This window comes from Flagellimonas algarum (genome assembly GCF_040513375.1).
Classification (GTDB): Bacteria; Bacteroidota; Bacteroidia; order Flavobacteriales; family Flavobacteriaceae; genus Flagellimonas_B; species Flagellimonas_B algarum.
This window is the reverse complement of record NZ_JBEVTG010000001.1, coordinates 445,319-458,104: the sequence shown is the minus strand read 5'-3', so window position 1 is coordinate 458,104 and position 12,786 is coordinate 445,319. Positions and strand designations below refer to the sequence as shown.

Annotated in this window: 10 protein-coding genes; all 10 read right to left on the bottom strand. The window is 50.1% G+C overall.

Translation table 11 applies throughout. The features are described 5' to 3' along the window. Positions 1 to 58: 58 nt before the first annotated feature. From ABV409_RS02130 to ABV409_RS02085, 10 genes are read right to left on the bottom strand one after another with little or no spacing between them, the layout of a single operon-like run. Entirely contained in the window at positions 59 to 1,078 is a 1,020-nt protein-coding gene (locus ABV409_RS02130) for a LacI family DNA-binding transcriptional regulator (RefSeq protein WP_353875893.1), read from the bottom strand. Further along, complete coding sequence (locus tag ABV409_RS02125) at positions 1,075 to 2,070, bottom strand: Gfo/Idh/MocA family protein (RefSeq protein WP_353875892.1); 996 nt, start codon at positions 2,068 to 2,070, stop codon at positions 1,075 to 1,077. The genes ABV409_RS02130 and ABV409_RS02125 overlap by 4 nt, the downstream gene beginning before the upstream one ends. Further along, positions 2,067 to 3,101 carry an aldose epimerase family protein gene (locus ABV409_RS02120; RefSeq protein ID WP_353875891.1) on the bottom strand — a complete coding sequence of 345 codons (1,035 nt, stop codon included), beginning with the start codon at positions 3,099 to 3,101 and terminating at the stop codon, positions 2,067 to 2,069. The genes ABV409_RS02125 and ABV409_RS02120 overlap by 4 nt, the downstream gene beginning before the upstream one ends. Before the next feature lie 6 nt (positions 3,102 to 3,107). Next, positions 3,108 to 3,809, bottom strand: a complete 702-nt coding sequence (locus ABV409_RS02115) for a phytanoyl-CoA dioxygenase family protein (protein ID WP_353875890.1) — start codon at positions 3,807 to 3,809, stop codon at positions 3,108 to 3,110. Between the two features lie 4 nt (positions 3,810 to 3,813). Beyond that, positions 3,814 to 4,935, bottom strand: coding sequence for a glycoside hydrolase family 26 protein (locus tag ABV409_RS02110; protein ID WP_353875889.1), 1,122 nt, complete (start codon positions 4,933 to 4,935; stop codon positions 3,814 to 3,816). Between the two features lie 14 nt (positions 4,936 to 4,949). Next, positions 4,950 to 6,533, bottom strand: a complete 1,584-nt coding sequence (locus tag ABV409_RS02105; protein WP_353875888.1) for a glycoside hydrolase family 43 protein — start codon at positions 6,531 to 6,533, stop codon at positions 4,950 to 4,952. Then, on the bottom strand, positions 6,533 to 8,077 hold the full coding sequence (locus ABV409_RS02100) for a sugar porter family MFS transporter (protein ID WP_353875887.1): 1,545 nt from the start codon (positions 8,075 to 8,077) through the stop codon (positions 6,533 to 6,535). Before ABV409_RS02100 ends, ABV409_RS02105 begins: the two co-directional genes overlap by 1 nt. Positions 8,078 to 8,092: 15 nt before the next feature. Next, complete coding sequence (locus ABV409_RS02095) at positions 8,093 to 9,709, bottom strand: sodium:solute symporter (RefSeq protein ID WP_353875886.1); 1,617 nt, start codon at positions 9,707 to 9,709, stop codon at positions 8,093 to 8,095. A gap of 4 nt (positions 9,710 to 9,713) precedes the next feature. Then, positions 9,714 to 11,039, bottom strand: a complete 1,326-nt coding sequence (xylA, locus tag ABV409_RS02090) for a xylose isomerase (RefSeq protein WP_353875885.1) — start codon at positions 11,037 to 11,039, stop codon at positions 9,714 to 9,716. 10 nt (positions 11,040 to 11,049) lie between these two features. Further along, complete coding sequence (locus ABV409_RS02085) at positions 11,050 to 12,528, bottom strand: xylulokinase (RefSeq protein ID WP_353875884.1); 1,479 nt, start codon at positions 12,526 to 12,528, stop codon at positions 11,050 to 11,052. Positions 12,529 to 12,786 lie beyond the last annotated feature (258 nt).

Genomic DNA, 12,786 nt, shown 5'->3' with positions numbered 1-12,786 from the left:
GAAAAAAGGACAGTAAAAATATGGATTAATTCCAAAAAAAAGGAATTAATCCAATTAATTAACATGATTTTGTCGATGCCCGCTCGATGAGGCTGGTTTTGATCAATTTGGTCGAAAAGGGCAGGTCGTCCCCTTCGTTTTCAATACGGTCGATGAGCATGTTCGCGGCCATTTCGCCGATGTACTTACCGTGTTGGCTGACCATGGTCAGGGCAGGGGAGACGTATTTCGATAATCTTCCGTTGGTGAAACCGACGATCGACACTTCTTCAGGAACCGCCTTGTTTTTTAGCTTTACGATATTCAACACATCGACGGCCGTCATTTCATCCAAGGCCATGATGGCATCGACCGGATCATCATCCAACAAAAAGGACAGCAACAATTCGAGATCGTCGTCTTTATCCACCCGTACGTTCAAACGTTCTTCAAAGGCAATACCATGTTCTTCAAGGGCTTTTTTATACCCGTCAATGCGGAGCTTTCCGACACTTGAATTGAAAATGGTCGAAACGACCGCGATCTTCCTACAGCCCGTTTTGATCAAATGCCCCGTGGTTTTATAGGCGGCTTCGAAGTCATCGACGATGACCTTATCGCATTCGATCTTGTCGGAGACCCTGTCGAACATCACCATGGGGATCCGGGCACCCATGAATTCCTTCAAGTGTTCGACATCGTCTCTGGCCTGGGTCTCTTCGGCCAATGAGAGGATCATGCCGTCGACCGTGCCCGCACTGAAGAGTTCGACCGTCTTGATTTCTTTCAAGTACGATTCATTGGTAGTGCAACTGATGATGTTGTACCCCCGTTTATTCGCCATTTGCTCAATACCGTAAAAGACCTGGGTGAAAAAGTAATTCAAGATATTAGGGACGATGACGCCTATGGTCTTGGTGCTTTTTTTCAACAAATTGAGTGCGAGCCGGTTGGGGCGGTAATGATGGTCTTTGGCGAATTGTTGGATCTTGGCCTTGAGCTCACTGCTGATCTCATGGCTGTCGTTGATCGCTTTGGAAACCGTAGAAATGGATACCCCAAAGGTGCTGGCGATGTCTTTTAGGGTGATTTTTTTCATGTTTCGGATTCAAATGGGAATCGGATTCCGGCCCGCTCCCGGACCGTATCGACGATGGAAATCAATTCAAAGGAATCGTTGTGCGACCATTTCGCACTTTCGATCTTGCCGGCCCTGACGCATTGGTGGCATTCGATGACCTCATGGGCATACCCCCGACCCAAGGTGGGCATGGGGAATTCTTGGTCTTCCCAATTCTTTCGGACAGTGAACCCTTGGGCTTCATGCCATATCGGTTCGATGAAGATTTCCCCTGCTTCGCCACCGATCTTGGCCCGCATATCGGTATTGTTGGCAAAACCCGAATAGAGTACCGCTTGGGCATGATCGTATTGGAACAACATGCTGGTCTGGATCTCGGCGCCGGTGTCATGGAACTGCGACCGTGCCAGTATTTCTTTGGGTTTTCCAAACAGCAGATAACTCAAAAAGATCGGATAGACTCCCATGTCGAGGAGCGAGCCCCCGGCCAATTCGGTATTGAGCATCCGGCTTTTGGGATCGCTGTCGAGCACATGAAAGGTAAACTCTGCATTGAGGTAGCGCAAGGCCCCGATCTCACCGGCATCGACCAGTTGCTTGACTTTGGCGATACTCGGGTTGAACCGTGACCAAAAAGCCTCCATAAAGAATACCTTGTTGCGTTGGGCCGCTTCGATCATCTGCATGGCCTCCATCTTGTCGATAGCGATCGGTTTTTCACACAGCACATGTTTGCCATGGTTCATGGCCTGCACACTAAAGGTACAATGGGTGTGGTGGTAGGTGGCGATATAAACGATATCGACCTCGGGATCGGCAAATAGCTCAACATAGGAACCATAGGCCTTGTTGGCATCGAATTCTTGGGCGAAGGCAGTGGCCCGCTCCAAATTCGACGAGGCGACCGCTACCAGTTCGGCGTCTTCGACCAGTTTTAGATCTTCGGCAAAAAGCCGGGCGATATTGCCCAGGCCGATGATGCCCCATTTGATGGTGTGTTTCGAGTTCATTTCCATAGACTGAATGCAAAGGTGGTGGTGTTGTGGTATCGTGCTTCCTTTTTCAAAACGGCGGAAGGAAAGTGGTCGTGGTTCGGTGCATCCGGAAAGTTCTGGGCTTCGAAACAGATCGCCGGATAGTCCAAGCTAGCGTAATGCGGTTCTTTCGGTGCTTTAACGAAATCCAATTTCGGGGGGGCGAAGATGACGATCGCAGGTTGATCGGTCGCCACGCATAGTTGCAAACCGCTTTCCTTCGAACGCAATACCGCTTGGTGATCCCCTAGTGCACCGTTCAATACATAGGTGTCGTCCAAACCGTTTATCGCCCCGATTTTCCTCATGTTCGACAATGCACTGAAGTCATAACCGGTATTGGCAATGGGCAATAGGGTGCCGGTAGGAAGATGGGATCGGTCGATTTGTAAAATCTCTTGTGCATCGACCTGAAGTTCATGTTCCAAAATGCTCTCGCCACCGAGATTGAGGTAGACGTGGTTGGTCAAGTTAAGGATGGTGTCTTCGTCTGAAACCGCACTGAATGCTATGGTGACCGCATTGTTTTCGGTCAAGGTATAAGTGACCTCGATGTCAAGGTTACCCGGATAGCCATCTTCCAAATGGGGACTGGTACAGCTTAGGGTCACGCTAGGGTCAGGGCCTTCGGAAAGCTTGTCGATATTCCATATTTTTTTGCTGATGCCCGTGTTGCCCCCGTGGAGATGGACACCGTTGGTATGGGCGATGGGGTAGTTTTGACCCGCCACGCTAAAGGAACCTTTGCCGATCCTTCCGGCAAAACGGCCGACACAAGAACCGAAGTGGTAGGGGGATCCCCCGAACTGTGCATGATAACCTTCGGCAGTCTTTGGGGCTACGACGACATCGACCTTCTTTTTTTTCCCCTTGATCTTCATGGCATGCCATGTAGCCCCAAAATCAAGGCATTGGAATTCCGTTCCCTGTTCGTTTTTCAAGGAGATCAATTGGATATCGGTGCCATAGGCGATCCCGAATTTTTTGATGTCGATACGTTCTGGCATAGGCGATCAGCTACGTTCTACCAAGACTTCGGAGGTAGAGAATTTATACATCATGTTCCGATAGACACAGATATCGGTAATATCTTCGGGGGTTCCTTTGGGAACGGCCCTGAAATTGGTTGAAATACGATCCGATTTCACCGGCATTACCCGGTGGAAGCAATGTCCGTGTAAAAAAATCACCGTCCCTTTTTTGGGCCGAAAGACCAGTTGGCCTTCAATATCCTCATGCGGTTTACCGACCGGTAAGATACCGGCCTTGTGGGCTTCGGGCATGATGACGATCTCGCCTCCGGTACGTTCGGTGATATCATGGGTGTACACCAGCCTGTTCAAATTGTATTTTTTAGGGTCATCGGGCGGGCAGTCTTGGTGCCAGGCCTGTCCTTTGCTCCCCCCTTTCGAGAACATCATCATACAATACAGGTTGTCCCAACCTTCTTTGAGAATGGCATCGGTAATCTTGTTGAATTCGGGGTCTTTGTCGATTCCATCGAATCCACCTTCGCCTTCACGGTACGGAAACCAAGGAATGACCTCTACGGCCGATTTCGAGATGAACTCGTTGGTATGTTCCCACTCTGGGTTTAGCCCATAGTGATGTAAGATGGTGTCGTTGTAATCGTCCATGAGACCGGCCTCAAAAAAGCCCTCAAAGATGACGTATCCTTTCTCCCAGAATTCCGATGCGATTTTTTCGTGATCCATGCTGTTATCGGTTTTGGTATAAGGTGTCATATAAATCGGGTGAAGACAGTATAAATGGGGCCTTCGAGGTCCTCTCAAGCCACCGTTCGCTGATCGATTCACTCAAATGCAAACGCGCATCGATTCCTTTGAAGGTGGGGTTGTCTTTCCACATCGGGTGTGCATCCCAATGGCAGTTGATGTAATGCACGGCCTTGACCACATCGGCATTCGCTTCGATGGCATCGAAAAACGGGACGAACCATTTTTCCCAGGCTTCTTCGGCCTGTACCGGGTCACTCAACTGGGTTTCTTTGGTGAGTCCGTACAATTTGCCACCATAGTCGGAAATGGTCGGGGTGGCTTCCGCTATAAATACCGGTTTGCCTTTTTTTCGGGCGAATTCGAACATTTCGATTTCCTTCCATCGGTTAAAAAAGGAAACCCCGCACCAATCGACATAGTCATCACCAGGGTACCAGCCTTCCAAATGTTCCTGGCCTGAGATAAAGCCGGTCGACTGCCAGACATAGGCGGTATTCGTCACGCCGCGGGCCCGCAGTTTGTCAACGATCCGTTGGTAGGCCTTCACGGTCGTTTCACGATCGTAATGGTTCCAAGGGTCGCCATCAAACTCATAGGCGATCCGCAAGAAAACAGGCCGGTCATCTAAAGACAACAAAAAATTAGCAAGCCTATCGATGTATTTGTCATGGGTGCCATCGGCGACTTTCTCTTCGTGGTTGACGAATTGGAGTCCAATGGCCAAGGCCATTTGCCCGTAATCGGGATCTTTGTGCTGTAAATGGGCATTGTAGTCATTATCCCCCCAATCGGCGGTTTCCCATAGTCCGTCCAAACCTTCCTGAATGCGTCCGAAAGATCCCTCACCAGGATTGATGTTGGTATAGCTGGTCCATCCTGCCGGTCTCGGGAAATGGTCCAAATACCCATCGTTGTATTCCTTGAGTCCACCTACGGCTTCCAGTTCCTGTCCTACGAAAAGCAAGACACCATCCGAAGGTTCGAATTTGGCCAAAGTTCTGGAGGAGTCCTTTTCCGGAGCACCTTGTTGTTCTTGGGCTACGCCCCAAGTGTTGGATAGCATGACGCAAATAGCGATGGTAGTACAAAATGTATGTTTCATAAATCAAGTTCGTTTTATTTTTCGATGTATTCAAACCATTTGAAATCGGCATGATGGCTGTTCATTGCCAGGTCTTGGCAACAGATGCCGACAAAGCATCCTGTAAAGGCCGCACGGTATTTTTGGCCCCCTTCGCGCACATGGTCATCAGACAGAATACTGGCATCGAGCGGTTGGCCCAAGGGGTGGAAGGTCGTTCCATCGATCGAATAGCTGAATTGCAATCGATCATGGTCCATAACCCCTTTAAGGACCACGGTTGCTTCCTTCGGTATCGGGATCAATTCGTCTTGGAATCCCATTTCGAAATTATCGGCCGTGGCCACCGACAAGTAACTTTGCTTTCCTTCATAGTCGGCGGTGATATAGGCGTAATGGTAGTGCCCTGTGTTGTAGTAAAATACCAGGCCAGCCATATGTTGTAAATGTTGGGGTTCGAACGAAATGGCCGTGGCCGCCTCGATATGGAAGGCTTGCACCCTTCGGGCCAACAGACTTTGTCGGTGGGTCGAACTCAGGCTTTCTTTTCCGAACAACCGCAAATACCCGGGGCGCTCTTGCAGCGAACACCAGTCGTCGGTTATGGGGACGCGTAGCGATTGGAACTCCAAGGGTAAGGATGTCGATTCAAAATTCCTTCGAGCCGGATTTTGGGGAATCGGAACTTCCGCAAGTTGGGGTCCTTCGATCGTTTTTCGGGCAACACGCCCGTGTTTCAGCTTTGGCCACCCGTCTTGCCATACCAGTTCTTCCATAGCGGTCTCACGGCCTAAGGGGCATTTGCCAAGGGGAGTCAGGGGGCGGCCACACAGAAAGACGGCATACCATTCGCCATCAGGCGTGTTGACGAAATCACCATGCCCGGTTTTTTGAAGGTAATTCGCTGGATGTTGGGCAGCGCTGATTATCGGGTTTTCAGGGTGGAAGACATAAGGGCCGGTAATGGATTTACTTCGGGCCACGCTGAGGGCATGCCCATATTCCGTACCCCCTTCGGCCAAGATGAGGTAGCACCAACCGTCTTTTTCGAGCAAATGGGGTCCTTCTGAAATGCCCAATGCCGATCCTTCGGTCAGGTAGTGTACTGGGCCGACCAGTTTTTTACCGTCTGGATCGTATTCTTGCATTTCGATACCCCCGAAAAATTTACCGGCACGGTGGTCGATCAGCATATTCAAGAACCATTTCTTACCATCGGACGCGTGGAACAAGGACCCATCGAACCCTCGGGAAGAAAGGTAGATCGGTTCACTCCATTCCCCATGGATATCGGTAGTGGTCACCAGAAAGTTCGGGGTGTCTTTCCATACCCCGTCGAACGATTTGACGTTGCTGTAGACCAAATAGAAAACCCCATTGTCATAACTCAGGCAAGGCGCCCATACCCCACAGGAATCCGGTACCCCGTGCATGTCGAGCTGTGAGGGTCGTGACAAGGGTCGGGCGATCAGTTGCCAATGCTTCAGGTCTTTCGAATGGTAGATTTGAACCCCAGGAAACCACTCGAAGGTCGATGTGGCGATATAGTAATCGTCGTTGACCCTTATGATGGATGGGTCCGGATTGAATCCGCGTAATATGGGGTTCTCTAGTTGCATTAGCCCGTTAGTTGTTGTTCCAGTTCTTCCAATGACTTCCCTTTGGTTTCAGGCAAAATCCTCATAAACAAGAAGAATCCGCCCAAAGCGATAAAACCGAATATGAAAAAGGTGGTGGCATTGCCCAGGTTCGACAATTCCCAAGGGAAGACTTGTTGTACGAGCCAACTCGCGAAGGAGTTGACGAATCCGATGACCCCAATGGCCAGACCGCGGTATTTGTTCGGATACATTTCAGACAGCATGACCCACATCACCGGTCCGAGGGAAAACCCAAAACAGGCAATGAATACCAAAATGCCCACCAAGATCAGGGTGCTGTTCATTTCGGTGGCCACTTCTAAAATAGCACCTTCGTTCTTTGCATAGGTCTGGGATCCCAAGGCCGCTTTCATTTCGTTTTTGAAGGCGACGTCGTCGTCGAACGTCCGTCCGTCGAACACTTCTAGTTTGTCTACCAAGGCTTGATCTAGATTGCTGATGGCATCACTTGATATCCGATACGTAGCCTGTTTGAAACCGTATCCACAAAGGATCATGCTCAAGGCGATTCCGGCAATACCGATGAGCAACAAGGGGCGACGACCCATACGGTCGATCAACAACATGGCCACAATGGTAAATACCACGGTGGTCATACTCAATAAAACCCCGGAGGCGAATGCCGCGTTAGTGCCGATTCCGGTCTGTTTGAAAATGGATGTGGCATAAAAATAGATGGCGTTGATGCCGGTAACTTGTTGCAGGATCCCAATGGTCAATCCAACCAAAAAGATAAAGCGCAAGGCGGGTTTGACCAGTTCGTTGAGCTGTACTTTTTCTTTGTTGCTGCTTTTGGCAATGCTTTCCGTAATGGTCTTGGCTTCTTCATCGGCCCTTTTCGACCCATGCAATTGTTTCAAGATGTGCAATGCCTCTTTCGCTTGCTGTTTTAGGAGGAGCCATCTGGGGCTGCGCGGAACGAAGAACATGAGGACGAAATACAAAACGGCCGGGATCATTTCGAGCCCGAGCATCCATCGCCAAACGGTTTCATCGGTCAAAAAGCTTTCGCCCGAGGTATTCATTTCGTTGAGGTAGTAGTTGCATAAAAAGGCGGCGAAAAAACCCAAAACGATATTCAATTGTTGCATGGAAACCAGTTTGCCCCTGTTTTCGGCACTGGATATTTCGGCAATGTAGGTCGGGGCCAAGATCAGCGCCGCCCCAAACGCGATACCTCCGAGCATTCGGGCGATCCACAGCATGTCATAGCTGGTCGCGTAAGCAGATAACAAGGCTGACAGGGCATAGAGGAATGCCACCACGATCAGTATTTTTTTCCTTCCGAAAAAGTCACTCAACCGCCCGGATATGAGCATCGCCAACATGGCCGAAAACGAAGGGGAGCTGACCACCCATCCGGTTTGAATGTCGTTTAGGTTGAATTCAGGGCCGGCATAGGCCATAACACCAGAGATGATGCCGGCATCAAAACCGAAGAGAAAGCCGCCCAAAGAGACGACGAATGCAATGAACCAGGTTCTTCTTGTTGTAGTTTCCATATCGAGTTGTTTGATTTAACCTGTAAAATAGGTTAATACGGAGACTACTACAACTAAAAGAAGTATGGATAGGACCACATCGATGGTCGAAAGGTCGGCTTTTGAGGCCTTACGGTCTTCCGCGCTCAAGGTGCCGAAGGCGAGGCCGCTGATGGCGGCATACTTGGGCGGGTCGGTCGCCAGGCTCACCGAAATACAGATGACCACCGATAACAGGAACATAAAAATAGCCATGTGGGCGAAGTTGATCGTTGCGAAAGCCAATAGGGCCCCACTAAGGCTCTCTTGGTAGATTTCGGCCGCGATGCGCAGCGCAGCAACCACGAGCCCGGAGGTAAGGGTGGTGATCGCAGCGGTAGCGTTTACCCGTTTCCAAAGGATGCCCAATAGGAAGACCGCCGCACTAGGAGGGGCAATATAGGATTGCACGCTCTGGAGGTATTGATACAACACCCCACCTCCGATTTTTTCCATGATCGGAATCCAGATGATGCCCAGTACGACCACGATGGTGGTAGCCAGCTTGCCGATACCCAACAACCGTTTTTCGGCGGTTTTCGGTCTTAGCTTTTTATAAATGTCTATGGTGAATATCGTAGAGCAGGAGTTGAATACCGAAGCCAAGGAACTCATCAGGGCCGCCATCAAACCACCCGCGACCAGCCCTTTGATTCCGGCCGGTAAGAGCGTCTTCACCAAGACCGGGAATACCTGGTCACTGCGCTCATAGGTAAGCACCCCTTGTTCGGCCAGGGCGAAGGCGATGATCCCTGGGATCAGGAAAATAAAAATCGGCAGCAATTTGAGATAGGCGCCGAATATGGCCCCGCGTCGTCCGATTTTGATATTGTTGGCAGCCAAGGTCCGTTGTACGATGTATTGATCGGTACACCAATACCAGATCCCGACGATCGTGCCGCCGATCAGCATACCGGTCCATGGAAAATCCGGGTCCGAAATCGGGCGCCACATGTTGAAATGGTCGCTGCCCGCGGTCTCCCGTAAGGCTTCCCAGCCTCCGACTTCCTGTAATCCGAGTACGGTAATGATCAGGGAACCGGCGATTAGAATAACGGTCTGTAGCGTTTCGGTGTAAATCACCGCTTTCATTCCCCCTATGATCGTATAGGCCCCGGTAAACAATACGATGCCGATGGCCCCATACCAAAAAGGAATGCCCAATAGTTCTGAAACCACGATACCTCCGGCATAAATGGTCACCGAAACCTTGGTGATGACGTAACCGACCAAGGAAAATACGGAAAGGAACCAGCGCGAACGGGCATCGAAACGTTTCTCTAAGAATTCGGGCATAGTAAAGGCCTTGCTCCTGAAATAAAAAGGAAGGAACAACCAACCCAGTAAGAGCACGATCCAGGCGTGCAGTTCGTAATGCGCCATGGGCATACCGGATTCGGCACCCGTACCAGCGAGGCCTACCACGTGTTCCGAACCGATATTGGAAGCGAAGATGGAGGCACCGATGACGAACCAGCCCACATTGCGACCTGCGAGAAAGTAATCTTCGGTGTTTTTGTTCTTTTGTAAGACCACCCACACCGCCACTCCGATAAGTGCCAGTAAGTAGAGGGCCAAAACCCACCAATCCGCGGTTTCCAATAGCGATTCCATAGGTTTAGATGTGTTGGTTCAACAGGTTCTCGTACAATTCCTGCTTGCCACTTAATTGCTGGGGTTCACCAGCTGATTTCGCAAGGTCGAAAAGGTCGGTCAACTTGAGTTTTCCGTTGACGTAGTCAAGGCCTTTCCCCTTGGTGAAGGAGTCGTAGCGGCCACTTAAAAGGCCTTCATATCGCGGGTTATTGAGTACGGCATCGGCTACCAACAAGCCTCGGGCGAAGGTGTCAGCCCCTCCGATATGGGCCAAGAAAATATCTTCGAGGTCGGTGGAATTTCGGCGTGTTTTGGCATCGAAATTCACCCCGCCTCCTTGCAGGCCACCGGCCTTTAAAAAGACCATCATGGCCTCGGCGGTCTCTTGGATATTGTTCGGGAATTGGTCGGTATCCCATCCGTTTTGGTAATCACCACGATTGGCATCGATACTACCGAGCATGCCTGCATTGGCCGAAACCTGCAACTCATGTTGAAAGGTATGCTGTGCCAAGGTCGCATGGTTCACTTCTATGTTCAATTTGAAATCGTCGGCCAACCCTTGTTCCCTGATAAAGTTGATCGAGGTGGCGGCATCGAAGTCGTATTGGTGTTTGGTCGGTTCCATCGGTTTGGGTTCGATGAAGAAATTACCTTTAAAGCCTTGCTTTCGGGCATAATCCCTGGCCATTCGCATAAAGCGTCCGATATTGTCCTGCTCCAATTTCATGTCGGTGTTCAATAAGGACATGTACCCTTCGCGGCCACCCCAGAACACATAGTTTTCCCCATTCAAGGCCACCGTGGCATCTATGGCGATTTTTAATTGGGCCCCTGCTCGGGCGACGACGTCGAAATTCGGATTGGAGGCCGCACCGTTCATATACCGTGGGTGCGAGAAGAGGTTGGCGGTTCCCCAAAGCAGTTTTACGTTAGCGGCTTCCATTTTTTCTTTGAGGTAGTCGGTAACGGCATGGATCCTTTTTTCCGATTCAGCCAATGTTGGGCCTTCATCGACCAAGTCATAGTCGTGAAAACAGAAATAGTCAAAGCCCATTTTGGTGATGAATTCAAAGGCGGCATCCGCTTTGTGCTTCGCGGCCGTTATCGGGTCGCTATCCGTACTCCAAGGAAACGCTTTCGTACCCGGACCAAAAGGGTCGCCCCCGGTACCGCAGAGCGTATGCCAATACGCCATGGCGAATTTAAAATGCTCCCGCATGGTCTTGCCCGCGACCAATTGATCGGGATTGTAGTATTTATACGCAAAAGGGTTGTCGGATGTTTTGCCTTCGAACTCGATTTTTCCGATGCCCTTAAAGTATTCGTTGTCTCCTAAAAGTATCATTATTATGTGTTTATGTTAAGATCAGTTTCAATTCTTCTTTCCATTTCCGGTACGCTTCACGATAGGGCTCCTTGTCATCAAGGGGCATGAAGGTCATCACATGGTCGTTGCCCATGACCGCGGTAAAGGCATCGTAGTCCCCATTTTGAAGGATGCAGGCACGAGCCGCCCCGACGGCCCCTGTGGTGTCGTAGATTTCAATTTCTTTGTCAAGCATGGTGGCCACGGTGTTGGCGAAAATCGCAGACCGGAAGAGGTTGTCGTTCCCGGCACGGATCACCTTGGGATCAACCCCGTCTTTCTGCATGATTTCGAAGCCGTAAACGAAGGCAAAAGCAATACCTTCAAGGGCCGCCCTGCAGACGTGGCCCTTTTGGTGCCTGTTCAGGTCGAGATTGAGCAAGCGGGTGCCGACCTCTTGGTTCAAAAGCATGCGTTCGGCCCCATTGCCAAAGGGGATGAGGATGAGTCCGTCCGAACCGACATCTATTGTCGAAGCCAGCGCATTCATTTGGTCGTAGGAATCGATATCCAGGTTATCCAATAACCAGCGGTATTGGATTCCTGCACCATTGATGCACAGTAACTTTCCAATACGGCGTTGCTGTCCGATAGCATAATTTACGTGCGCGAAATTGTTGACTTTGGCGCATTCGCTCACCGAGGTCGAATCGGTGACCGTATACATTACCCCTGAGGTACCCCCGGTGGCGGCGACCTCACCGGGTCGCAGTACATTGAGCGATAGGGCATTGTTCGGTTGGTCCCCGGCCCGGTATAAAATCGGAGTCCCTTCCTTCAACCCGCTTTCTTTGCTTCCTTTGGCCGAAACGGTTGCCTGTATCCCAAATGTAGGGACGAGGTCAGGGACCAGCTCTTTGGAGAAACCAAAATGTGCCAATATCGCTTCGGATAGGGAGTCTTTTTCAAAATCCCAAAAAATCCCTTCCGATAGACCGGATATGGTGGTGTTTATGCTATCGGAAAAACGATAGGCCACATAGTCGCCGGGCAGCATGAACTTATGGATCTGGTCATACAGCTCGGGCTCATTGCTTTTTACCCAAGCCAGTTTGGAAGCGGTGAAATTCCCTGGGGAATTCAATAGATGGCTTTCGCAATGGGACGTGCCAAGGGCTTCGAAAGCCTCATTGCCGATTTTTACGGCCCGACTGTCACACCAAATGATGCTGTTTCGCAGTGAATTTCCCGATTGGTCAACTACGACCAAGCCGTGCATTTGATAGGCGATGCCGATTCCTCGTATGGCATCGGCATGCACTTCGGTTTGGTGTTTCAAGCGTTCGATGCCCTTACAAACGTTCGACCACCAATCTTCCGGAGCTTGTTCGGCCCACCCTTTCTTGGGCGATCGAATGGTCATTTCCTTTTCCGGTTCTTGCACGACACCGATACTCTTTCCGGTGTCGGCATCGATCAGGGCCAGTTTGACCGAAGAACTTCCTATGTCAATTCCTAAATAGTACATTATTGGGATCAGGTCTTTACCAAATATAGGGGCTAAGCCGGCATTCGCAGGAAATCAGGCATTGGAATTCGCGGAATTCCGTGAGAAGCGGCCGTTATAAATTCAATCCTATTTTTATATAAGTATTTGTTAGTCAATAATTTGAATCTTAAAAATAAGATTACGAAAAGTTTTCGAAAAGCTTTTCGTAAAATTTTCGAAACCACTTTCCAAACCAAAAAGAAAACGGAAAAAAAGGGGTGCGAAGGGCACCCCTTT